Genomic DNA, 22655 nt, shown 5'->3' with positions numbered 1-22655 from the left:
CTTCGACGGCGACGGCCGCGCGGAGGTCGCCGTCGGCGCGCCCGGCGACGGGGAGTACGGCGAGGGCGCGGTGACCGTCCTCGATCCGCTGACCCGCGCCGCGCGGCGCCTCACGCAGGCCACGCCCGGCGTGCACGGCGCACCCGAACGGTTCGACCGTTTCGGCGCGGCGCTGGCCGCCGGGGACTTCGACGATGACGGCGTCGACGACCTGGCCGTCGGCGTGCCGGGGGAGGACGACGGCCGCACCCCGGCCGGTCACTCCGAGGGCGCGGTGCAGGTCCTGCACGGGCCGTCGATGCGTCAGCGCGCCCCCATCGTGTCCCAGCGCCGTCCCGGCGCCTACGACGAGTTCGGCGCCGCGCTGGCGGCGGGCGATCTGGACGGCGACGCAGTGGCGGACCTGGCGATCGGGGCGCCGGGGCGGGGGGCCGTGCGGACGTTGCGCGGCGTGCGTCATCGCGGGTTGTCGGAGCGGGGCGGCCTGCGCGTCGAGCAGGGCGGCCGGAGCCAGTTCGGGTGGGCGCTGCTCATACGCGACCGGACCCTGTACGTGGGGGCACCCGGGGCGCGGGGTTTCGCCGGAGCCGTCACGGTGGTGTCCGGCGGCTCGTCCCTCGCAACGCTCCCGATCCCGACGGACGGCCTGCTGGGCTACGCGCTGGGTTGAACGAGCACATGCCGACCCGGTGCCCGTCCTCGTTCATGCCCGGCCTCGCGTGGGCAACTGAGGCGTCCGGCGGGCCCTGCCGGAAAGCGGTAGGGGTCAGGCGGGGCGGCCCAGCGAACGCGCGCCGTCGTGAACGGTGAACTGCACGGCGCTGGACACGGGCGCGCCCCTGCGGGTGACGTAGGGGACCGCATGGAAGTCCGCCGTCATCTCACCGGGGGCGGCCCTGCACAGCAGGTAGCCGCGACGCTGGTCGATGAGCGCGATGTGCGGGTTCTCGGCGCGGATGGCGGCGTTGGTGGACGGGTCGGGTTCTCCGTCTCCCTCGCTGGCGATGGACGTGGCGACCAGCTCCACCCCGACGTGCGCCGAGTCCGGGTCGTCGAAATCGGCGAGCAGGTCGTTGGCGTGGGCGACGTGCACGTCACCGGTGAGGACGACGGGATTGCGCGCACCCGACGAGACGAGCGCGTTCATCAGGCGGGTGCGTTCGGCGGCGTACCCGTCCCAGCCGTCCAGCGCCATCTCCCGCCCCGGGCCGAGCCGGTGGTCGCGCTGGGCCAGGAAGACCTGCTGTGCCAGGACGTTCCACCGGGCGCGTGACGCGCGCAACCCCTGGTCGAGCCAGCGCAGCTGGCCATCACCCAGGAGCACGCGCTTTTCGTTCAGCCGTGCGTCGCAGTTGAGGCGCAACCCGTCGTCGCAGGGTTGCCCGTTGCGGAACTGCCGGGTGTCGAGCATGTGGAACACGGCCAGGTCGCCCCACTGGATGCGTCGCGTGAGGCGGATCCGTCCGGGGCCGCGTAGGGACGAACGCCGCAGCGGCATGTTCTCGTAGTAGGCGCGTACGGCGGCCCGCCTGCGGGCGACGAAAGCCCGTTCCCGTGCTTCGGGGCTGTCGCCCGCCCAGTTGTTCTGCAGTTCGTGGTCGTCCCAGACCACCGCCCACGGGGCCGTCGCATGGGCCGCACGCAGGTCGGGGTCGGACTTGTACTGGGCGTGGCGGCGCCTGTAGTCGGCGAGCGTCAGGCACGTGCTAAGGCCGGTGTGCCTGCGGACGATGCGCATCGGGTCGTCGTCCTTGGCCGCGCCCTCGTAGATGTAGTCGCCCAGGTGCACCACCAGGTCGGGGTGCTGTTCGGCCAGGCGGCGGTAGGCGGTGAAGTAGCCCTGCTCGTAGTTGGCGCAGGAGGCCGCCGCGAACGTCACGGGTGTGAGCGCGCCCTGGGCGGGGGCGGTACGGGTCCGGCCGGTGGGGGACAGGTGCCCGTCGGCCCGGAACCGGTAGAAGTACTCCGCCCCCGGGCGAAGACCGTCGACCTCCACGTGGACGCTTCCGGCGTCGGCATACCGGGCCGTGGCACGGCCCGCGCGCACGATACGGCGGAACCGCTCGTCCTCGGCCACCTGCCACTGCACGTGGACGTCCCGCCGGGGAAGGCCGCCGTGACCGTCCTCGGCCAACGGACGCGGCGCCAGCCGTGTCCACAGGACCACGCCGTCAGGCGCGGGGTCCCCGGAGGCGACACCGAGTTCGAACGGGTCCGTCAAGGCGCGGCTTTGGAGGCGCCGCGCGGGCAGAGGCGCCAGGGGAGCCGACACCGTCGCCGCTCCCGCGATGGACAGGAAACTCCTGCGGGTCACGTCCACGTCTCCACTTCAGGCGACGTGTTCGAGGGCCGTGGGAGCATCGTCCGACCGGCAGCCCAACGGCCGGTGAAACCCCGGGTGTCACCGGCCGTGTCCGCCCCGTCCCACCGGGGGAGGTCACCGGTGAAGGTCGCCGCGCAGTACTCGCTGGACGAGGTCGTCGCGCAGCTGCCCGTACCCCGTGCGGGCCCACAGGCTGTCGTCCGCGTCGACCTCGTAGTACGGCACCGCGCGTCCGTCCACCCTGTCGAGCAGCATCTGCGGGGTGCGGCGGGCGCGGACGGCCTTGGCACAGTCATGGCACGCCTTGACGCGCAGCCGTTCGCGGCTGCCCAGCGGACGCCAGTTCACGGTGACCGCCGAGTCGCCGTGCAGCGGGTTGAAGAAGCACAGCGGGCTGCCCGGGGTCTCCCGGCCGCCGTCCGCCAGCGACTGTGCCGACGCCAGCGCGTCCAAGCCCCGGTCGACCAGGACGAGCACCCCGGCCAGGTCCGGCAGGCCGCGCGCCGCGTCCAGCACCTTGCCCGCCGCCTGGTAGGCGTCCAGCGCCTCGGTCATCAGGGCCCGCACGCGCGGTGCCGAGGCGTCGACGTCGGTCTGGTCCAGCAGCTCGCCGAACGCCACGACCTCGCGGGCGGCCTGCTCGCGCAGTTCCTCCTCGTTCGCGCGCCGGGCGGTGGCCAGCACCGTGCGCGGCAGCCGGTGCGACGACGGCGCGGGGACGCGGCCCGTCCGCCGCCACCGCCACACCGCCAGCCCGGCGACGGCGGCCACGCCCAGCCCTGCCGCCCCGAGGACCAGAGGCACCGCTCCGCCGCCGTCGTCGCCGCCCCTGCCGGAGGAACTGTCGGAGCCGACGGGGCCGCCGCCGCGGCCGGCGGAGGGACGCGGCCAGCCCAGGTGCGCGGTGGCGGCGTCGTACTCGGCCTTGCCCCGGCCCGCCGCGATCAGGTCGACGGCGCGGATCAGCCGGTCGGCCAGCGGCGCGTCCTTCATCTCGTCCAGGAAGAACGGCACCTGCGCGGCGTACCGGGTGTTCTCCTGCTGTTCGGGCGTGCCGCCCCACTGCCGCGCCGCGAGCTGGTCCTGGAAGTCGTCCAGGGACAGGTACGCGCCGTCGCGGCCGAGCCGGTCGTGCACGACGGTGAGGAGCTGGTCGGGGTCCTCCCAGGTGCCGCCCTTCACCAGCGGCACGAGCACGACGTGGACGCGGATCGGCGACCGGCGCATGCGGGCCAGCAGCGCCTGCCGCCGCCCCTTCGGCAGGGCGGACGCCAGCGACGGGTCCACGTAGATCGGCGATCTGCGCAACGACGCCGCGATCCGTTCACCGGGCGACGGCGCGCTCCGGACGCCGGGAAGACGTTCAACCGACCCGTGTTCAATCGACCCGTGTTCAATCGACACCGAGAGACTCCAGCACGGCCGAGGGCAGTTCGCGACGGCGCGACGCGGCCACGAACCTGGACCAGCGCCCGGGGACGCTGTAGTGGGGACGGCCGCCGGGGACTCGCAGCGCCCTGTCCACCAGCGACGACGGGGGCACGGCGGCGCAGTCCGCGCACACGGGGCGGGTCCCGTGCCCCTTGTTGTAGCGGCGCCCGGCTGACGGCCCGTGCAGCGGGTTGACGAAGCACGGCGCCGAGGGGCGGGACTTCGCCCCGTCCAGCACCTCCCGGCCCTGCCGTGCCAGCACGATCACCCACACCAGGCCGAGTACGGTCTCGTCGGCGTCCTCCGCGTCCTCCGCGCCCTGGGCGACGTCGTCGAAGAGGATCTGCGCGGCGTCGTAGGCACGGGCGGCATAGGCGTGCCCGGGGGACTCCTCGTAGTCGGGCAGCATGTCGCGCAGTTCGCCGAGTGCGCGGGCGGCGCGCGTACGCAGATAACCCACCGAGGGTTTGGTCTCCCTACGGGGTGGCGTCCTGGGCCGCGCGCGCAGGGCGCGAATTCCTGCCGTCGGGACGCGGACCAACGCGAACAGCAGCAACGCCACAAGGGGGCCGACGGCGAGAAGCCCTGTGAGGAACGGCCCCCAGAACTCGGCCTCCAACGGCGGTTCCTCCTGCCCGAAGGGCGGCGGTGCGCTGTAAAGGGTGGGCGTGCCGGCAGGGGCGGACGGGGCCGAGGCCACGGTGTCGAACAGCCGCCGCAACCGGTCGGGCACGTCCGCCATGGGCGCTTCCAGGTCGGCGGGGGAGCGAACCTCCCTCGGCGTGTAGCGGATGTCGCGCGGGACGCGGAACGGCAGAACCTCTATGTATCCGTGCTCGTCGACGAGGACGTACAGGCCGTCGCGTCGCACCCGTTCACGCAGGCCGAACAGGAACGCGTCGTCGTACCCGTAGGACTCCGAGTCCATCGAGTTGGGCATGACGACGACGAACACGGGAACGCCGATGCGTTCGGCCGTCTCGGCCATCTTGGCCTTGACCCGTTTGCGCTCGGCCCGGCTGAGGGCGTCCGTCAGATACATGTCGACGGACAGCGGATCCTCGGCCAGCTCCGCCGCCACCCGAGCGAACCGGGCCTCCTCGTGCGGCGCGGGCGGTGGCGCCGCCATGGCGGGACCCGCGGGCGCCCAGAGGCCGGTGAGCAGCAGCGCGGCGACGAGCACCGTCATCAAGCGTCTGATCATCGTCGAGCCGCCCGGGCCGGATTACGGCGGGACCCTCGGCGCAGCAACAGCACCAGCAGCGGCACTCCGGTCAGGGCGGTGCCCGCCGCGAACGCCGCCATCTCCTTGCGGTCTCTGATGTCGCTCCGGCTGGGGCCGTCGGAGGACCGGTCCTCGCGCGCCCTCTCGCGGGCCTGCTCGATCCTGCGCTGCACGTCGGGCGCGGACACGATGTCGACGAACCGCGCTATCTGTTCCACGGCCCCCTCGTCCCGTCCCTTCTGCAGGGACGCCGCGGTCCACGCGCGATCGGCCGGCAGCGTTCCACCGAACTGCCGCGCCGTGCCGAACCCGGACGGATCGGTGACGATGTACATGCCGTCCTTGCCGAGCCGGTCGTGCAGCGACGCGATCAGCTCCCGGTGCCTCGGCGAGGTCGCCATTGAGTTCGGCGTCACCACCACGTACGCCGGGACCCCCAGGCGCGCCACCGCGGCGCGGATCCGCTCGTGCGCGTCGTAGGGCAGCGCCCGCGGGGCATGGTCGGTGACCTGGATCGGGTCCTCGGCCAGCAGCCGCGCGAGCCGGTCGGCGAGGCTCGCCGGAGTCGGTGCCGGCGACGGCGCGGCGGCGCGCGCCGTGCCGGTGAGAACGCATCCGGCCAGCGCGAAAGTCACGAACAAGGCGAACCACCGCACGTCCGGAGTCTAACGACGATCACCCCACCGGCCTCAGCGGCCCCTTCTATCACAACCCCGCTAAGTATTCGCGTGATCACTGAAAGTAATGTTGATCTCGTGGGGGGAGATCAGGGGGACGGTGAACGCGGCTGCTGGGCGGGCCCGGGCGGGCTACGGGTCACCGCCGTCCGGCTGAGCGGCGCCCACCGGGTGTGGGCGGACGCCGCCGGCGTGCCCGCGGGGGCGCCGGGCGCGTTCCTCGTGACCGACGGAGGCGCCCGCGTCGGCCGCGGCTACTACCCGACCGTCGAGGAGTTGTCCGAGGTCGTGGACCTGGCGTCCCTGCGACCCTGCGATCCCGGCACCTGACCGAGGTGGCAAGCTTGAGCCCACGTTCGTACGGCTCGGTGGCGAGGAGGGTGCGGTGTCGAAGGAGTTCGACGTCGTCGTGGTGGGATCGGTCAACGCGGATCTGGTCGTCGGTGTCGAGCGGCGCCCGGCGCCCGGCGAGACCGTGCTCGGGTCCGACCTGGCCACCTATCCGGGCGGCGTGGGCGGCAACCAGGCGGCGGCCGCGGCGCGGCTCGGCGGCCGGGTCGGCATCCTGGCCCGGGTCGGCGACGACGGGCACGGCGAGTTCCTGCGCGGGGCGCTCGCCGACGCGGGGGTGCGGCTGGAGCACCTGCTCGTCACGCCCGGCCCGTCCGGCGTCGCCCTCATCACCGTGGGGCCCGACGGCGACAACAGCATCATCGTCTCGCCCGGCGCCAACGCCCGCCTCGCCCCGGACGACGTCGCCGCGGCACGCGACATGATCTCCTCGGCGGCGGTCGTGTCGTTCCAGCTCGAGACCCCCGTGCCGACCGTCCTGGCCGCCGCGCGGGCGGCCGCGGACGCCGGGGCGCGCGTCGTGCTGAACCTGTCCCCGCCCGCCCCCGTGCCGGGCGAGCTGCTGGCGCTGTGCGACCCGCTGGTGGTCAACGAGCACGAAGCGGCGTTCCTGCTCGGACGCGGCAGCGAGAAGAGGTTCGAGACCCCCTCGGCGATGGCCGAGGCGCTGCTGGAGCGCGGCCCCCGTTCGGTGGTCATCACACTCGGCGGGGACGGCGCGCTGACGGCGGACGCGTCCGGTGTGGTCTCCGTCGCGTCCCCCAAGGTGGAGGTCGTGGACACCACGGGCGCGGGGGACGCCTTCACCGCCGCGTTGTGCCTGCGCCTGGCCCATGGGGACGCCCTGGACGAGGCCGCGCGCTACGCGGCGCGGGTGGGGGCGGCGGCGGTCCGCAAGCCGGGCGCGCAGAGCTCCTACCCCACGGCGGACGACGAACTGCCGCTCTGATCGGCGTCCCGGCCGGTGCGCCGGCGGCGCCGCCGGACGGCCACCAGCGCGCCCACGGCGACGGCGAGCACGGCCGCCAGGCCGGCCGCCGCCAGCGGTGAGCGTCCGAAGACCTCCAGCCATCCCCACACCACCGCGTACCCGCCGACCACCCACGGCGGCGTCCACAGCAACGACCCCAGCGCCGAGGCCACCAGGTAGCGGGGCATGGGCATGCGGGTCACGCCCGCGCAGATCGGGATGGCGTGCCGGAGCCCCGCCACCCAGTGCGCCGCGAACACCGCCAGCGCCCCGCGCCGGGACACCAGATCCTCGACGCGGCGCAGGCGGTGTTCGCCGACCCGCCGCCCCACACGCGAGGCGTAGACGCGCGGCCCCACCCCGCGGCCGATCCAGTAGTACGCCTGGCCGCGCACGAAGATGATGAGCACGGACGCGATGACGGCGAGCCACAGCGGCATGCCCAGGAAGGAGTCACGCATCGCGTCCCCGTGCCTCCTCCCGGTCGCCGCGCACGGTCTCTTAGGTAAGCCTAACCATCGGGGCGGGATGCGGCGCGTCTCCGGAGCCGTTCCAGGTCGGCCGCCACGTCGTGGACGTCGGCCCCCAGGTCGAAGAAGCTGAACAGGAACAGGTCGTCGGCGGTCTCGATCTCCAGCAGCCGGGTGTGCAGCAGCAGGCGCCGCCGCTCGTCCACCCGGATCGCCGCCACCGCGGGCCAGGCCAGCCGGCGCCTCCCCGCGTACCCGCGCACCACGGTCACGCCCTCGGCGTCGGCGGCGACCCGTACCGGCGCCAGGACGTCCCGCAGGGCGAGCGCGGCCAGCCCGAAGGCGGCCACCCCCGCCAGCAGCAGGAACTGCCGGTCGCCGGACGACACCGCGGCCAGCGTCGCCACCACCACGGCGGCCCCCGCCTTGACCGCGATGTGCACCGGCGGCACCCGCCAGCTCCGCGGCGCCCCGCCTTCCTCGTTCACACCGGTCACGGTAGCAACGCTCCGGCACCCGCCACCGCACCACGGCGGGCTCCGGCGACGGGACGAAACGCATGATCCGTGCGATTGGGCGGCGCATCCGTCCGATAGCGTCTGGGCATGCGACTCGGCGTGCTGGACGTGGGCTCGAACACCGTGCATCTCCTGGTGGTGGACGCCCATCAAGGGGCACGCCCTCTGCCCGCCTTCTCCCACAAGGAGGAACTGCGGCTGGCCGCCCATCTGGACGGCGACCGCCTGTCGGACGAGGGCGAGTCCCTGCTGAACGAGTTCGTCGACGAGGCGTTGCAGGTCGCCGAGGACAAGGGCGTGGAGGACCTGGTCGCCTTCGCCACCTCCGCCGTGCGCGACGCCGTCAACGGCGAGGAGGTGCTCGCCCGGATCCGCGCGCGGGCCGGCGTCGACATCCGCGCGCTGTCGGGCCCCGACGAGGCGCGGCTGACGTTCCTGGCGGTGCGGCGCTGGTTCGGCTGGTCCTCCGGGCGCCTGCTGGTGATCGACATCGGCGGCGGCTCGCTGGAGATCGCGGCGGGCATCGACGAGGACCCGGACGTGGCGATCTCGCTGCCGCTGGGCGCCGGGCGGCTCACCCGCGACCACCTGTCCGCCGACCCGCCGTCCCCCGACGAGCTGCGGGCGCTGCGCCGCCACGTCCGCGCCGAGATCGCCCGCCGGGTCGGCGACGTGGTGCGGTTCGGGCCGCCCGACCACGCCGTGGCCACCTCCAAGACGTTCAAGCAGCTGGCCCGCATCACCGGGGCCGCCCCCACGTCGGAGGGCCCCTACGCCAAGCGGCTGCTGCACCATGCCGACCTGGTCGAGTGGACCGAGAAGCTGGCCCGCATGACCGTCGACGAGCGGGCCGACCTGCCCGGCGTGTCCGAGCAACGGGCGCCGCTGCTGCCCGCGGGGGCGATCGTCGCCGACGCCGTGATGGACCTGTTCGGCCTGGCGGAGCTGGAGATCTGTCCCTGGGCGCTGCGCGAGGGCGTCATCCTGCGCCGCCTCGACATGATCACCGGCTGAGGGCTCAGCGTCCGTTGGCGTGTCCGCCGAAGATCCCTCCGGGGGGCACGTGGAGCCCGCTCATCAGCTGCGAGACGGTCACGAACCGATAGCCCTTCCGGGCGAGCCGGTTCAGGATGCGCGGGACGGCCTCCACCGTCGGGCGCCGAGTGTCGTGCAGGAGTATGACCGCGCCCGGGCGGGCCGACGACACGGTGCGGTCCGCGATCGCCCGGGGGTCGCTCGTGGTTTCGTCGTGGACGTCGACGTCCCACGTCGCCTGCACCAGCCCCAGGGACGCGGCGACCCGCCCCACCGTGCTGTTGGTCGAGCCGTACGGCGGCCGTAGCAGCCTCGGAGCGCGTCCCACGGCGCCACGCACGATCTGCTGCGTGCCCTGGACGTCCATGTTGACCTGAAGGGCGGGCATGCGTCCCAGGTCACGGTGGTTCTGCGTGTGGTTGCCGATCTCGTGCCCCTCGGCGACCTGCCGGCGCAGCAGGTCGCGATGGACGACGGCGTTGCCGCCCACCACGAAGAACGTGGCGCGGGCTCCGTGGGCGGCCAGCGTGTCCAGCAGCCGCCCCGTGTAGGGCCCGGGGCCGTCGTCGAACGTCAGCGCCACGCACTTGGCCCGGTGGCAGTCCACGGGCGGGAGCGGCGTGGCCGACTGCGGGCCCAGGTTCGGCGCGCGGGACGGGAGGTCGGTGGGGGACGGGCCGCCGGACGCCCCCCGACGCAAGGCCAGCTTCGGCCGGTAGGCCAGGGCGGCCTGGCGCGCGCGCCGCCCGAAGTCCGACAGCAGCGGTCCGAACTCCGCGCCGTCCAGCACAACGGCGACCCGTCCGGCCGTCCCGGGCGCGATGGCGTAGTCGCTGAACTCCACCACCAGGTCGCCCTCGGCGTTGAAGCCCATGGAGGAGAACAGCCGGGGATCCGGCCGGACCCGCGCGGGGTTGGCCTGGCTGCCCACGTGCTCGCGGACCCGCTGCGCCAGCGCGGCCAGCCCGTGCGGCCCGTTCACCAGGTCGGCGGACGGGTGCACCGTCCGGGTGGCGCCGTCGTACCACAGCGTGCGCCGCGACTCGCCCCCCGTGGAGCCCAGGAACCGGGACGTCACCAGCCGGACCCCGACCACGTCGCCCGACGCGGCCGTCAGCGACCACTGGACGTTGAGCTCCGGCACGTCCCCGGCGGGCAACGGCGCGGTGCGGGCGGTCGCGGAGTCGAACGGGGCCACCTCCTCGTCCACGGCGGCGGCCAGCGCCTTCGTCAGCTCCGGCGCGCCGGGGACGTTCGGGTACCCGGTGAACACCCGGTGGCGCTCGTCCCGCTGGAGGCGCGTCACGGTGGTCATCCCGGGCACCGCGGCCGGGTCGGTGCTGCGGATCGTGGTGATGGAGCCCTCGGGCGCCGTCACGTGCCTGCTCGGCTGCGCGGTGCATCCGGCGAGGAACACCGCCCCGAGCACCGTCGCCGCGGCACCGTGCCGTAGGCCGGTCAGCCGCCGGCGCGTCCAGGACAACAGAGCACTCCCTCCGTAGGCGACGCTGGACGGTGTGGACGACGGTGGCCGCACCCTGACTCTGGCGAGCTCGCCTCAGAGCCGACGTGCCAGGTTAATGCCGAAATGGGCGATTAAACGGCTGGGTGCGGGGAACCCGGCGGATCTTTAAGGTGCGGGGGCCGGGATTTGACGAAGCGTTGACCTGCGCCGGAGGGTGGCCGTTCGGCGGCGCGTCTGCCATCGTGAGCACAGGAGGACCCGAGCCGCCCGCGTGGCGGCAGCTCCCCGCGGGTCCCGGCGGCGGAGGGCGGGCCTCGCGGAGGCCACCCGGCGGTGAAAGGGGATCGCCATGGACGGCCCGCCGACCCCTGGCGCGGACCTAGGGGAAACCCGGCCGGACCTGCCGCCCCGAGTGGGCCGGTACCGCATCGAAGCCAAGATCGGCGAGGGCGGCATGGGCGCGGTCTACCTGGGCCGCGGCCCGGACGGACGGCCGGTCGCGGTGAAGGTGGTGCGTCCCGGGCTGGCCGGCGACCCCGCCTTCCTCGCCCGCTTCCGCGACGAGGCCCGCAACGCCGAGCGGGTCGCCGCGTTCTGCACCGCGCAGGTCCTCGAACACGGCGAGGACGACGGCGTGGCCTACCTGGTGACCGAGTACATCGAGGGCCCGTCGCTGCTGGGTCACGTCACCGACAACGGCCCGCTGTCGCCCGGCATGCTGCACGGCGTCGCGGTCGGCGTGGCCGCCGCCCTGGTCGGCATCCACGCCGCCGGGCTCGTCCACCGCGACCTCAAGCCCAGCAACGTGCTGCTGTCCATCTCCGGCCCGCGCGTGATCGACTTCGGGATCGCCCGCGCCCTGGACGCCGCCGCGTCCCACACCCGCACCGGCCAGGTCATCGGCAGCCCCGGCTGGATCGCGCCCGAGCAGATCCTCGGGCAACGCGCCACCCCCGCCGTCGACGTCTACGCCTGGGGCTGCCTGGTCGCCTACGCCGCCAACGGCCGCAACCCCTACGGGCAGGGCTCGTTCCAGCTCATGGCCGCCCGCGCCGTCCACGCCGAACCCGACCTGGGCGTGCTCACCGAACCTTTGGCGAGCCTCGTCCGCGGCGCCCTCGCCAAGGACCCCGCACACCGCCCCAGCGCCCGCGACCTCCTCCTGTCCCTCACCGGCGGCACCGGCACCGAAGCCGACGTCAACACGACCATCGACGAATCCTGGCGCGCCCCCGCAACCCTCCATGAACCGGCGACCGCCACCCCAACCGCCCCCGCAACGCAGCGGGAAGCGGCGGTAGCTGCGCCGAGGGAATTGGCGACGGTCACGAGGGAGACCCAGGGGCATCCTGTTCGGCGCCGTTCAACGCGTCCTTTCGTACTCGCGGGCTTGGCGGCGCTCGTGACGGCCATCACCGCAGGAGGCGTCGTGCTGCTGGTCGGGAACGGCGACGACGGCGCGTCCGACACCGGGGCGGCGACCCCGGGGGCGCTGCCGAAGGACCCCATGCTCGTCAGGGTCGACGCCCAGCCAGGGTGGCCCGGCACATGCCACGGCGACATCGGCACGTACGTCCCCGGCGCCGCCGCCCCCACGACGCTGGCGGACGGCCCGCGATGCGACACGCTCCCCGTATGGTCGCCGGACCGCAGGCGGATCGCGTTCACCCGGTCGGGCGGCGGCCGCACCGAGGCGTGGGTGATGAACGCCGACGGCAGCGATCCGCGCAAGGTCACCGACCGGATATCGGGCGGGCGCGTGACCTGGTCACCGGACGGCCGGCGGCTGGCGTTCATGGGCCGCGACAACGGCGTCGCGCAGATCTTCGTCATCACCGTCGGCGAGGCGACGCCGACACGGCTCACCGACGACCCCGCCGACAAGGACGACCCCGCGTGGTCGGCCACGGGGCGGCTGGCGTTCTGGAGCAAGCGCGGCGGCACCGAGCAGATCTACACGCTCGACCCGCGGCACCCCGACCAGCCGTGGACGAGGCTCACCGGCGACGGCGTCCGCGCCGTCGACCCCGCCTGGTCCCCGGACGGACGGCGCATCGCCTACACGCGCGGCGCCTACCCCCAGGCCGACATCTGGGTGGCCAACGCCGACGGCACCGGCGCCCACCGCGTCACCACCGGCGCCGGACACGACATGGACCCCACGTGGTCACGGAACGGCACGTGGATCGCCTACGTCAGCGGCCGCTACGCCGAGCCCCGCCTGCGCGCCGTACGCTCGGACGGCTCCGGCGACCAGCGCATCGTCCCCAACGCCACCTCCCTGGGGCACCCCGACTGGTCCTAGGCTCAGTGGAAGTTGCGGGCGTGGACGCGGCCGGGGACGGGAAGGCGGCGCAGCCGGGTGGCGCGGACGTTGGTGACCCCGTCGGCGCGCTCCAGGCGCCCGTTCACCAGCAGCGCCTGCGAGTCGACCGCCAGGCCCCGGTGCCGCTGGAACACCGCCGGCGGGCACACCACGTTGATGATGCCCGTCTCGTCCTCCAGCGTCATGAAGACGATTCCCCCAGCCGTCGGGGGGCGTTGCCGGTGGGTGACCAGGCCCGCCACCACCACATTGGTCTCCGTGGGCACCTGCGGGAGCCCCTCGGAGGGCACCGCGCCCAGCTCGTCCAACGCTTCCCGCACGTGCGCCATGGGATGAGTGTGGGAGACCCCCGTGGCCCACAGGTCCGCCAAGGTCTCCTCCACGGGAGTCATCGCGGGCAGTGCCGGGGCGGTCGTTCCCGGGGTGGCGCCCTCCAGTTGGCCGGGGCCGCTCCCGGCGAGCGCGCCCGCCGCCCACAGGGCCTGCCTGCGCGTCAGGCCGAAACAGTCGAACGCCCCGGCCGTGGCCAGAGCCTCCAGTGCCGCCGCCGACAGGGGGACGCGCCGGGCCAGATCCTCCATGCTCGCGTAGGGGCGGCCTGCGGCGATGGACTCGGCGGTGTCCTCGCTCAGGTTGCGTATGCCTGACAGCCCCAGGCGGATCGCGGGCTGCGGTGCGCTGGGCGCATGCGGATGCTTCGACCGCACCGGCACGAGCTCCTCCAGGGTGGGGTGCGCGCCGCTGGCGTTGATGTCCACGCCCCTTACCTCCACCCCGTGGCGGCGGGCGTCGGCCAGTAGGGACTGCGGTGTGTAGAAGCCCATCGGCTGGTTGCGCACCAGCGCGGCCGTGAACGCCGCGGGATAGTGCCGCTTGAGCCAGGCGCTGGCATACACCAGGTGCGCGAAGCTCTGCGCGTGCGACTCGGGGAACCCGAACCCGGTGAAACCGAGGATCTTCTCGTAGACGTCCTCGGCGATGTCGGCGGGGACGCCCCGCTCGGCCATGCCGCTCAGCAGCCGCTCCCGCAGCCGTTCCACCCGCTCCGGCGCTCGCTTGGCGCCCATCGCCTGCCGCAGCTGGTCGGCCTCGGCGGGGGAGAAGCCCGCGCAGTCCACGGCCAGCTGCATCATCTGCTCCTGGAACAGCGGGACGCCGAGGGTGCGCGCCAGCGCGTTCTCCATGAGCGGATGCGGGCACTCGGCGGGCTCGTCGCCCTTGCGGCGCCGCAGATACGGGTGGACGGAACCGCCCTGGATGGGGCCGGGCCTGATCAGCGCGACCTCCACCACGAGGTCGTAGAACTCGCGCGGCCTGAGCCGGGGCAGCGTCGCCATCTGCGCCCGCGACTCCACCTGGAACACCCCGACGGTGTCCGCGTCGCACAGCATGTCGTAGACCAGGGGGTCCTCCGGGGGGATGGACTGCAGGTCGTACCGTTCGCCGTGGTGTTCGGCCACCAGGTCGAAACAGTCGTGCAGGGCGGCCAGCATGCCCAGCCCCAGCAGGTCGAACTTGACCAGCCCCGCCGCCGCGCAGTCGTCCTTGTCCCACTGCAGGACGCTGCGGCCGGGCATCCGCGCCCACTCGATGGGGCAGACCTCCCCGACGGGCCGGTCGGCTATCACCATGCCCCCCGAGTGGATGCCCAGGTGCCGGGGCAACGTCAGCATGCGTTGCGCCAGCTCCGTCACCGCCTCCGGGATGTCGGCCTCCGCGCCGACCGGATCACGCGGATCGATGCCCCGCGACCAGGCGTCCTGCTGCCCAGGAGAGAACCCGAGCGCGCGCGCCGCGTCCCGTACGGCCATGCGCGGCCGGTAGCTGATGACGTTGGCGACCTGCGCGGTGCACTCGCGCCCGTACTTGTCGTAGACGTACTGGATGGCCTCCTCACGGCGACGGTGCTCGATGTCCAGGTCGATGTCGGGAGGCCCGTCGCGCCCAGGGGAAAGGAACCGTTCGAACAACAGCCCGTGCCGCACCGCGTCCACCCCGGTGATGCCGAGCGCGTAGCAGACCGCCGAGTTGGCCGCCGAGCCCCGCCCCTGGCACAGGATGTCGCGGCTACGGCAGAACTCCACGATGTCGTGGACGATGAGGAAGTAGCCGGGGAAGCCCAGCTCCTCTATCACGTCCAGCTCTTTGGCGATCTGGGCGTACGCGCCCGGGGTGCGTTCCCGTTCGGGCGGCCCGTACCGTTGCCGTGCCCCCTCCGCCACCAGGTGCCGCAACCAGCTCGCTTCGGTGTGGCCGTCCGGGACGGGCCAGTCCGGCAGGCGCGGCGCCACGACGGCGAAGTTGAACACGCATTCCCGGGCCAGTTCCACAGTGCGCTCACGCACCCCGGGGAACCGCGCGAGCCGCACCTCCATCTCCGCCCCACCGCGCAGATGCGCGGTACCACTGGCGGGCAGCCACCCCACCATGTCGTCCAGGCTGCGCCGCGCACGCACGGCGGCCAAGGCCTGTGCCAGCCGCGCGTCCGCGCCGGGCGCCGCGAAGTGCACGTTGTTGGACGCCACCGCCGCCACGCCCATACGGGCAGCCAGCTCGGCCAGGGCGTCGTTGTGCGGATCGTCGTCCGGATGGTCGTGGTCGACCAGCTCGACGAACACATTGCCCCGGCCGAACATGTCCACCAGCCCGCGAAGCTCCCGCTCCGCGGCCTCCGGCCCCTGCCGCTGCAGCGCGGCGGGCACCGCCCCCTTGCGGCACCCGGTCAGCACGGCCCAATGACCGCCGTGGGCGTCGGCGAGCGCCTCGACGTCATAGACGGGCCGCCCCTTCTCCCCGCCCGCCAGTTGCGCCGCAGTGATGGACGAACACAGCCGCGCGTAACCCTCCGGGTCTCGCGCCAGCACCAGCAGGTGCCGGCCCGCCGGATCGGGCTCACCCGTCTGAGGCCCAGGCAGCCCCAGGCTCAGCTCTGCCCCGAACACCGTCCCGATGCCCGCCTCGGACGCCGCCTGCGCGAACTGCACCGCCCCGTACATCCCGTCGTGGTCGGTGAGCGCCATGGCCTCCACCCCGAGCCGCGCCGCCTCCGCCACCAGAGCGGCCGGGTCGCTCGCCCCGTCCAGGAAGCTGAACGACGAGTGGCAGTGCAGCTCCGCCCACGGGACGGCGGCAGGCCGCACAGCCCTCGCCGCCGTCCGCACCGGCGCCGCCTGAGCCTGCGCGGCCGGCCTCTCCTGCCCCCACGACAACCGCCGTTCGAACTCGCGCCACGGAATCGGCGGATTACTCCAGCCCACGCCGTCCGCCCCGCTCACTCGTACACGGCCTCCACATGCCAGCGACCCCCTTCCACCGCCAGCAGGTAGGCGTGTCCCTCCGCCGTGACGACCTGGAACCGGGCCCGACGCCGCGCGCGCTCGGCGTCCCACCAGTACTCGGTCGCGGGCCAGGGCCCCGTCCACGCCGTCACCCGCTCGGCCCTGCCGCCCTCCACGGCGACATGCGCGGGCGGCGCCGACACCGCACACCGCGCCGACACCCCCACGGCCTCACCCGAGGCGTCCGTGACCGCCGCGGAACGCGGCACCGGAGGGACCACCGCCGGAGCCGGGCCCCCGATCCGCCCCGGCCACGGACCGTCCGGAACGCCCGCCGGAGGCAGGTCACCGACCGGTACCCGCGTCACCCGCTCACCCGGACCCCGGCCGCCGGTCACCACGGGCCGGGTGACGCCCCGGTGGCCGAGCAGCGCCTGGATCCGGTCCACCGCCCGCGCGATGCGCTCGGTCACCGTGGACCGCCCCCACAGCGCCTCCTGCCTGCCCTCGTCCGGGACGAGCTGGTCCGGAGCCAGCTCCAACCACGCGACGCCTCCCCACACGGCGTCCACGGCCTCCTCAGGCGCCCGCCAGGCCGACAACTGCCACCGGACCCGCTCGGCCACCGCCAGCGCCGACAGCGCCCCGTCATGCCGCCACAGCCTGCGCAGGACGCCGCCGTCGGCGAACCCGGCCGTCACCTCCAGCCGCACGCAGGTCAGCCCGCCCGCGGCCATTCCCTCGTGCAGCTCGGCGGCCAGCCGCTTGGCCGTGAACACCACCTGCTCGGCATGCGCGGCGGGCGGATCGAACTCCTCCCGGACCGACAGGTCGGCGGTCGCGGGCGCCGGCGCCACCGGACGCGGCTCCTCACCCCGTGCCAGCCGGTGCGCCAGCGCCCCGTCCGCCCCGAACCGCCCCGCCACGTGCCCGGACGGCAACGCCGCGAACGCCCCCAGCGTCCGGACGCCCAGCCGCTGCAGGAGGTCGGCCAGCTCCGGCCGGTCCAGCACCGACAACGGATACGGCGCCAGGAACGCCGCCGCCCCGCCGGCAGGGACCACGACCCCGCCCCCGCCAGAACGCGCGGCCAGTTCCGCGGCGAACAACCCGTCCGCTATGCCCACGCCACAGTCGAACCCCGCCTCCACCACGGCGTCCTGAACCAGCAGCCGCAGAGACTCCTCGCCGTCATAGAAACGAGCGGCGCCACGCGCCGGGACGGCGCACAACCCCGGGCGCACCACCTCCACCTTGGGAGCGAGCTCGGCCACCGCCTCGACCACGCTCTCGAACAGTCGCCCCTCGGCGTCGCTGTCGCGGTCCCGCACCACCACGTCCGGACAGCGCCGCTGCGCGTCCCGAATCCGCTGCCCCCGCCGCACGCCCGCGGCCCGCGCGGCGGAACTGCACGCCGCCACCCGGCCCTCCACCACCACGGCCCCCGGCGTCGCGGCGTCGATCCCCACCGCCGTGACCGGCCAGTCCGGACACCACACCACCAGCACCCGGCTCATCCCACGACCTCCAGGGCGGGCCGCATGGTCGTCTCGGCGGTCACCGTCCCGTCCGGTCCGGGCAACCACACCCAGGCGCTGCGCCCGCCCCCGCGCCCCTCGGCCACCACACGGGCGAGACGCGCACTCAGCAGACCGTGCCCGTCACCCACGCCCGCCCACTCCGCCTCGGCCACGCGCAACCGCAACTGGACTCCCGGCCACTGACGCCCGTACGGCCCCGACAACGCCAGCACACAGCCGTGCCTGCGGGCCAGCGCCGACAACCGCCGCACAGCCGCGCCCGAAGGGACCGCCGGGGGGCGCAACAGCACCAGATCAACGGCCTCGACAAGCGCCGCCACCACATCCGGCCACCGTTCACCGGGCTCGTCCACCAGAAGCAGCCGTTCGGGCTCCGCGCCCATCCCCGCGGCCGCCAGCACCCCGAAGTCAGGCATGCCCACCACGCCGCACCAACCGCCCTGCCCCTCAACACCCCCGTACTTCGACACCCCCGCGACCAGCGCAACACCCAGTGACGCGAATCCGTCCACCCCCACAACGGACCCCGCCCGCAGGCCCCCGCCGGGAACGACATCGCGCAACGCGGGCAGCACGGGCACCGTCTCCGCCGACACCGCCGACCCAGGCCGCACGCCCGCCCAGCCATCCGGTGCCCCGGACGCAGGCGCAGCCGCGTGCGTCAGCGGCGCCTCCTGCGCCCCCGTCGGCCGCACGTAGGCGCTCCGCAGGGCCCCCACCGGGGAAGCCCCCGGATCCGCCCGCGGCCCGTCCTGCGACGGCGCGCCCCCCGCCGCCGGGTGCTCGACGGCCCCGGACCGCACCGACGCCAACTCCGCCACGGTCCCTCCCGCCCACGATCGCGCGCCCCCGGATCACCGCCACCAATGTCGAACACAAGTTCGATGCATGTCAAGTTATCCCAGGTCACACCGCATCCCCGTGCCGCCCGGCCCCACCGCGCAACCCCCGGCGCCATAGGCCCTCCCGCGGCCAGAGCCCCGCCCCAAAATTCCTTCACCCGACCGCCCTGCCGGCATCCCCCCAGCCCTCCCGAATCCCTACGCCCACGCCAACATCCCCGGCCGGTGAAACGACCGAACGCCGGACGATGGCGGACGCCGGCCCGTCGGCGCCCGGAGCGCCGCGCCAGGCAACAGAGCCCGCCCCCGTGTCACACCCCTCAGCCCGCCTGCGCACAACCACCGAGACGACGGACCCGACGCGGGCAAGAAACACAGGGGAGGGGACCCCTGCGGTAAGGCGGCGATCGCGTCCCGGCCCCTGCGGTTCGTATGCTGCGGCCATGGCGCATGACGTACAGGCCGTCGAGTGGACGGGGCAGGGGCTGCGGCTGATCGACCAGACGGTGCTGCCCCACCGGCTGGAACACCTCGACGTACGAGACGTCGACACCCTTGTGGCCGCCATCCAAAACCTGACCGTGCGCGGTGCCCCCGCCCTGGGGGTGGCGGGCGCGTTCGGCGTCGCCATCGCCATCCGTCAGGCCGAACGGGAAGACTGGGACGACGCCACCCGCGACGCCGCCATCGAACGAATCCGTGACGCCCGCCCCACGGCCGTCAACCTCGCCGCCGGCGTCGACCGGGTTCTGCCCCATGTGCCCAAGGGACTCGACGCCGTCGTGGCCGAAGCGCAGGCCCTACTGGACGAGGACGTGCGCGGCAACCGTGCCATAGGGCGGCACGGCGCGGACTGGATCCTCGCCCGAACCCCCGACCGCCCCCTGCGCATCCTCACCCACTGCAACGCGGGAGCCCTCGCCACCGCAGGCTGGGGCACGGCACTTGGAGTCGTCCGCGAACTGCACGCCCGCGCCCGCATCGAGGTCGTCTACGCCGACGAGACACGCCCCCTACTGCAGGGCTCGCGCCTCACCGCCTGGGAACTGGAGCAGTCAGGCATCCCCTACCTGATCCAGGCCGACGGCGCGGCGCCCGCCACCATCCTGCGCGGACTGGTCGACGCCGCCGTCGTCGGCGCCGACCGGATCGCCGCCAACGGCGACACCGCCAACAAGGTCGGCACCGTGAGCGTGGCCCTGGCCTGCGCCGAGGCGGGCATACCCTTCGTCGTCGCCGCCCCTTGGAGCACCGTCGACCTGAACACCGCCTCGGGAGGAGACATCCCCATCGAGGAACGCGCCCCCGAGGAGATCCTCTCCTGGAACGGCACACGCGCCGCCCCCGACGGCGCCCGCGCATTCAACCCGGCGTTCGACGTCACCCCGGCGAAGCTCGTCAGCGCCCTGGTGACCGAGACGGGCGTGCTGGAGGTCTCCTCCGGTGCGACGCCCCAACACGGGGCCTCCCGCTGACCGCCGTCAGACCCACGGCAACGCGGAACGCTCGGCCCAGTACTGTTCCGGCGGTACGGCCAACGCCATGACCTCCGCCAGCTCCTCTTGCCCGAGCGACACCGTGGCGACCGCCAGGTTGGACTCCAACTGCGCCGGGCTCACCGCCCCCAGCAACACGGTTCCGGCCCACTCCTGCGCCAGCACCGCCGCAAGGGCGACCGCGTCCGGCCCCACCCCATGCCGGGCCGCCACATCACGCACCACCTCCGGCGCCTGGACGGCGAGCCTGCCGTTGGCCATGGCCTCCTTCACCAGCACATGAGCCCCGGCCTCGTGCGCCTCCCGCAGCGCGTCCCCCACGGACGGCTCCAGCAGATTCCACGTTGACTGCACCGCGTTGAACAACCGCCGCCCCGCCACCTCGAGCTCCATCGCCTTGCGCACGGTGTCGCCCTGGCGAGGCCCGGACGTGGAGAACCCGACCCTGACACCCTCATCCGCCGCCTCCGCCAGCGCCGCCAGCAGGGCCACGTCGCTGAACAACGGGCTGTCATGGGTCAGGGAGTGCACCTGGTAGACGCTCAGCCTCTTCCCCAGAAGGCCACGGGTCTCGGCGTACTGGGCCCGGTAACGAGCCAGGCTGTGCTCCTTGACCTCGTGGACGTCGGCGTCCATGCGCCACCCACCGACGTAGGCGTAACCCCACTTGCTCGACACTACGACGTCGTCATGCCCCCGCGCGTCGAGCCACCCACCGAGGAACTCCTCGGCCAGCCCATAGGACCGCGCCGCGTCCACCCACCGGATCCCGGCCTCGTACGCGGTGTCCAGCACATCCCACGTGGCCGCGCGCATCTCCTCGACGCCGCGCCCATCCGGCAACTGGTCACCACGCCCCACGTTGATGTACGCGGGCCGTCCCAACGCCGCCAGCCCCAAACCCAGCCTTCGCATCACGCCTCCACCCTGCACGCCGATCACCACCGAAAACTTATCCACAGAATGGGGTTCTACTTCTTTCTTCGCCGTCCGTGGCGAACGATGTACTCACGGCAACGAAAGGAGTTCTCATGAGTCCCGAAACCCCTCGCACGCACTACGCCTTCCGCCAGTTCGCCGCCCTGGTGGGCATCACCGCCTGGCAACTGCGCCTGGCCCGGGAGCACGGCCTCCTGCCCGAGCCCGACCTCGACGGACGCCGCTGGTCCGCCGAACTGGCCGAGCGCTGCACCGACCGCAGGCCGCAGATCCTGTCCGCCTTCGGCGAGCAGCCGCCGATCGGCGCCGCCAAGGCCGCGGCCCGGCTGGCCCTGCGGGTCGGCCTCGACGTCGACCGGGCCGACATCGAGATCCTCGTCGCCCGCGGCGACCTCTCCGTGATCAGCCGCTACCAGGGCAACCCGGTCTACCTGCTGCGGGACCTGGACGCCCTCACCCCCGAGACGATCACCTCCGTCGTCGCCACGCGCAAGGGCCCGCTCCTCGACACCGTCGACGCCCGCGGCGCCGCCACGATCCTCGACTGGCCCAAGGACGTCTTCGAACGCATCGCCGTCGAGCGCGAACTCGGCACCGACCAACTGGGCCGCTACTCCATCGACGACGTCCGCGCCCTGGCCGCCGACCACGACGTCGCCGAGCGCGTCCGCCACGAGCAGCGTCACGCGGCCCTGCTGAGAGCCCGCCGCAACCAGACCCGCTGCGAGAACACCCTCCGCGACTGGCTGCGGCACTGCACCGCCTACCTCGAAGGCGCAACCGCCGCCCCACCCAAAATGGCCGACGCCGGCCGCGCCCTCCGCGCCCTGGCCACCGCAAGAGCCACCACCCAACCCGAAAAACTCCCCGCATAGCCAGGAAAAGCCACCCTCACCAAAAGCACCGCCCCAGACCTGGCCCAAAACCCACGCCGCCCCCGCAAAACAGTCTCCCGCACCTCGCCCGTCGGCCTCCCCATGCCTGCCAGTGGTGCCACCGCTGCGCGCGGCCGCGTCCGGGGGCAGTGCGCGTGCTCCCGCCCGCGGCGCCCCAGGCCTCTCTCCTCGCCCCGACGAGGCCCACCTCACGCCGACTCGAGACGACCAAGACACGACCACCCGGCCCCCGGAAGGCGTCCGCACGCCACCCATCGCCCCCGTCTACGCCCGCACACCGTCATCCAACGGCCCATGACAGCAAGCACACGACCGCCGACCCCCACCTCGTAAAGGCGGCAGCGCGCCACCCGTCGGCCCTGCCTGCGGGCAAGCCGGGCACCGTCGCCCGGCGGCTCATGACGGCCGGCACACGGCCGCCGGGCCCCGCCTCGTGAAGGCGGCGGCGTGCCGCGCGTTGGTCTTGGCTGCGGCCGGGCACCGTCGTGCGGCGGTTTGTGGCGGCCGGCACACGGCCTCCTGGTCCGGCCTTGTGAAGGCGCCCGCGCGCCGCGCTGCTCCTGGCTGCGGCCGGGGCACCGTCATGCGGTGGCTGGTGGCGGCCGGCACACGGCCGCCGGGCCCTGCCTCGTAAAGGCGGGAGCGTGCGGTCATCGGCCCTGTCTGCGGAGGGTGCGCACTGTCGTGTAGCGGCTCGGGCGGCTGGGACATGGCCGCCTGGTCCGGCTTTGTGAAGGTGGCGGCGTGCCGCGCGTTGGTCCTGGCTGCGGCCGGGGCACCGTCGCCCAGCGGCTGGTGGCGGCCGGTACACGGCGTCCTGATCCGGCCTTGTAAGGCGCCCGTGTGCCGCCCGTCGACCCTGCCGTGGGGAA

18 protein-coding genes are annotated in these 22655 nt (G+C 73.8%); 7 read left to right on the top strand and 11 right to left on the bottom strand.

Going from position 1 to position 22655, the window contains the following annotated elements; translation table 11 throughout:
• Positions 1 to 670 (top strand): FG-GAP repeat protein (locus ABD811_RS40905; protein WP_344958623.1); only part of this gene is annotated, 670 nt, incomplete at its 5' end.
• Between the two features lie 96 nt (positions 671 to 766).
• Here ABD811_RS40905 and ABD811_RS40900 read toward each other — a convergent pair.
• The 4 genes from ABD811_RS40900 to ABD811_RS40885 form a co-directional block, all read right to left on the bottom strand.
• On the bottom strand, positions 767 to 2314 hold the full coding sequence (locus ABD811_RS40900; RefSeq protein ID WP_344958621.1) for an alkaline phosphatase D family protein: 1548 nt from the start codon (positions 2312 to 2314) through the stop codon (positions 767 to 769).
• Positions 2315 to 2437: 123 nt separating this feature from the next.
• Positions 2438 to 3631, bottom strand: coding sequence for a hypothetical protein (locus ABD811_RS40895; RefSeq protein WP_344958618.1), 1194 nt, complete (start codon positions 3629 to 3631; stop codon positions 2438 to 2440).
• A gap of 85 nt (positions 3632 to 3716) precedes the next feature.
• Positions 3717 to 4943 (bottom strand): TPM domain-containing protein, encoded by a 1227-nt coding sequence (locus tag ABD811_RS40890; protein ID WP_344958616.1) that lies wholly within the window; start codon positions 4941 to 4943, stop codon positions 3717 to 3719.
• An 11-nt stretch (positions 4944 to 4954) separates the two neighbouring features.
• Positions 4955 to 5635 carry a hypothetical protein gene (locus ABD811_RS40885; RefSeq protein WP_344958614.1) on the bottom strand — a complete coding sequence of 227 codons (681 nt, stop codon included), beginning with the start codon at positions 5633 to 5635 and terminating at the stop codon, positions 4955 to 4957.
• A 99-nt stretch (positions 5636 to 5734) separates the two neighbouring features.
• On the opposite strand from ABD811_RS40885, the gene ABD811_RS40880 reads away from it, so the two are divergent.
• Both ABD811_RS40880 and ABD811_RS40875 read left to right on the top strand, forming a co-directional pair.
• Complete coding sequence (locus tag ABD811_RS40880) at positions 5735 to 5986, top strand: hypothetical protein (protein ID WP_344958611.1); 252 nt, start codon at positions 5735 to 5737, stop codon at positions 5984 to 5986.
• Positions 5987 to 6041: 55 nt separating this feature from the next.
• Complete coding sequence (locus tag ABD811_RS40875; RefSeq protein WP_344958610.1) at positions 6042 to 6956, top strand: ribokinase; 915 nt, start codon at positions 6042 to 6044, stop codon at positions 6954 to 6956.
• Here the strand turns inward: ABD811_RS40875 and ABD811_RS40870 are convergent.
• Together ABD811_RS40870 and ABD811_RS40865 are read right to left on the bottom strand one after the other, a co-directional pair.
• Entirely contained in the window at positions 6923 to 7438 is a 516-nt protein-coding gene (locus tag ABD811_RS40870) for a DedA family protein (RefSeq protein ID WP_344958608.1), read from the bottom strand. The two genes, ABD811_RS40875 and ABD811_RS40870, sit on opposite strands and share 34 nt — an antisense overlap.
• Positions 7439 to 7488: 50 nt before the next feature.
• A complete protein-coding gene (locus tag ABD811_RS40865) occupies positions 7489 to 7935 on the bottom strand; it encodes a PH domain-containing protein (protein ID WP_344958606.1) in 447 nt (148 codons plus the stop codon).
• Between the two features lie 117 nt (positions 7936 to 8052).
• On the opposite strand from ABD811_RS40865, the gene ABD811_RS40860 reads away from it, so the two are divergent.
• Entirely contained in the window at positions 8053 to 8979 is a 927-nt protein-coding gene (locus ABD811_RS40860; RefSeq protein ID WP_344958604.1) for a Ppx/GppA family phosphatase, read from the top strand.
• A gap of 4 nt (positions 8980 to 8983) precedes the next feature.
• On the opposite strand, the gene ABD811_RS40855 is transcribed toward ABD811_RS40860, so the two are convergent.
• Complete coding sequence (locus ABD811_RS40855) at positions 8984 to 10483, bottom strand: polysaccharide deacetylase family protein (protein ID WP_344958602.1); 1500 nt, start codon at positions 10481 to 10483, stop codon at positions 8984 to 8986.
• A gap of 331 nt (positions 10484 to 10814) precedes the next feature.
• Between ABD811_RS40855 and ABD811_RS40850 the strand changes: the two genes are divergently transcribed.
• Positions 10815 to 12770, top strand: a complete 1956-nt coding sequence (locus tag ABD811_RS40850; protein ID WP_344958600.1) for a protein kinase domain-containing protein — start codon at positions 10815 to 10817, stop codon at positions 12768 to 12770.
• 2 nt (positions 12771 to 12772) lie between these two features.
• Here ABD811_RS40850 and ABD811_RS40845 read toward each other — a convergent pair whose 3' ends face one another.
• Genes ABD811_RS40845 through ABD811_RS40835 form a run of 3 tightly spaced genes read right to left on the bottom strand, consistent with a single transcriptional unit; the run spans position 12773 to position 18026 of the window.
• The gene (locus ABD811_RS40845) at positions 12773 to 16066 is read right to left on the bottom strand and encodes an error-prone DNA polymerase (RefSeq protein WP_344958598.1); all 3294 of its coding nucleotides are present in this window, start codon (positions 16064 to 16066) and stop codon (positions 12773 to 12775) included.
• Complete coding sequence (locus ABD811_RS40840; RefSeq protein WP_344958596.1) at positions 16063 to 17586, bottom strand: DNA polymerase Y family protein; 1524 nt, start codon at positions 17584 to 17586, stop codon at positions 16063 to 16065. Before ABD811_RS40840 ends, ABD811_RS40845 begins: the two co-directional genes overlap by 4 nt.
• Positions 17583 to 18026 (bottom strand): hypothetical protein, encoded by a 444-nt coding sequence (locus tag ABD811_RS40835; protein ID WP_344958593.1) that lies wholly within the window; start codon positions 18024 to 18026, stop codon positions 17583 to 17585. The genes ABD811_RS40840 and ABD811_RS40835 overlap by 4 nt, the downstream gene beginning before the upstream one ends.
• 869 nt (positions 18027 to 18895) lie before the next feature.
• Here ABD811_RS40835 and mtnA point away from each other — a divergent pair.
• Positions 18896 to 19927 carry an S-methyl-5-thioribose-1-phosphate isomerase gene (gene mtnA / locus ABD811_RS40830; protein ID WP_344958591.1) on the top strand — a complete coding sequence of 344 codons (1032 nt, stop codon included), beginning with the start codon at positions 18896 to 18898 and terminating at the stop codon, positions 19925 to 19927.
• Between the two features lie 6 nt (positions 19928 to 19933).
• Here mtnA and ABD811_RS40825 read toward each other — a convergent pair whose 3' ends face one another.
• Positions 19934 to 20863, bottom strand: coding sequence for an aldo/keto reductase (locus ABD811_RS40825; RefSeq protein ID WP_344958588.1), 930 nt, complete (start codon positions 20861 to 20863; stop codon positions 19934 to 19936).
• A gap of 116 nt (positions 20864 to 20979) precedes the next feature.
• On the opposite strand from ABD811_RS40825, the gene ABD811_RS40820 reads away from it, so the two are divergent.
• Complete coding sequence (locus ABD811_RS40820) at positions 20980 to 21762, top strand: hypothetical protein (protein ID WP_344958586.1); 783 nt, start codon at positions 20980 to 20982, stop codon at positions 21760 to 21762.
• The last annotated feature ends 893 nt before the right edge of the window (positions 21763 to 22655 follow it).

Source organism: Actinomadura miaoliensis, from assembly GCF_039536785.1.
Lineage (GTDB): Bacteria > Actinomycetota > Actinomycetes > Streptosporangiales > Streptosporangiaceae > Spirillospora > Spirillospora miaoliensis.
The sequence above is the reverse complement of the archived record's forward strand: the minus strand, read 5'-3'. Positions and strand labels throughout refer to the sequence as shown.

Coding starts and splice junctions, on each gene's coding strand:
- ABD811_RS40825 (WP_344958588.1), bottom strand. CDS start 20,863: ATGCGAAGGCTGGGTTTGGGGCTGGCGGCGTTGGGACGGCCCGCGTAC.
- ABD811_RS40850 (WP_344958600.1), top strand. CDS start 10,815: ATGGACGGCCCGCCGACCCCTGGCGCGGACCTAGGGGAAACCCGGCCG.
- ABD811_RS40820 (WP_344958586.1), top strand. CDS start 20,980: ATGAGTCCCGAAACCCCTCGCACGCACTACGCCTTCCGCCAGTTCGCC.
- ABD811_RS40835 (WP_344958593.1), bottom strand. CDS start 18,026: ATGCCTGACTTCGGGGTGCTGGCGGCCGCGGGGATGGGCGCGGAGCCC.
- mtnA (WP_344958591.1), top strand. CDS start 18,896: ATGGCGCATGACGTACAGGCCGTCGAGTGGACGGGGCAGGGGCTGCGG.
- ABD811_RS40870 (WP_344958608.1), bottom strand. CDS start 7,438: ATGCGTGACTCCTTCCTGGGCATGCCGCTGTGGCTCGCCGTCATCGCG.
- ABD811_RS40840 (WP_344958596.1), bottom strand. CDS start 17,586: ATGAGCCGGGTGCTGGTGGTGTGGTGTCCGGACTGGCCGGTCACGGCG.
- ABD811_RS40860 (WP_344958604.1), top strand. CDS start 8,053: ATGCGACTCGGCGTGCTGGACGTGGGCTCGAACACCGTGCATCTCCTG.
- ABD811_RS40890 (WP_344958616.1), bottom strand. CDS start 4,943: ATGACGGTGCTCGTCGCCGCGCTGCTGCTCACCGGCCTCTGGGCGCCC.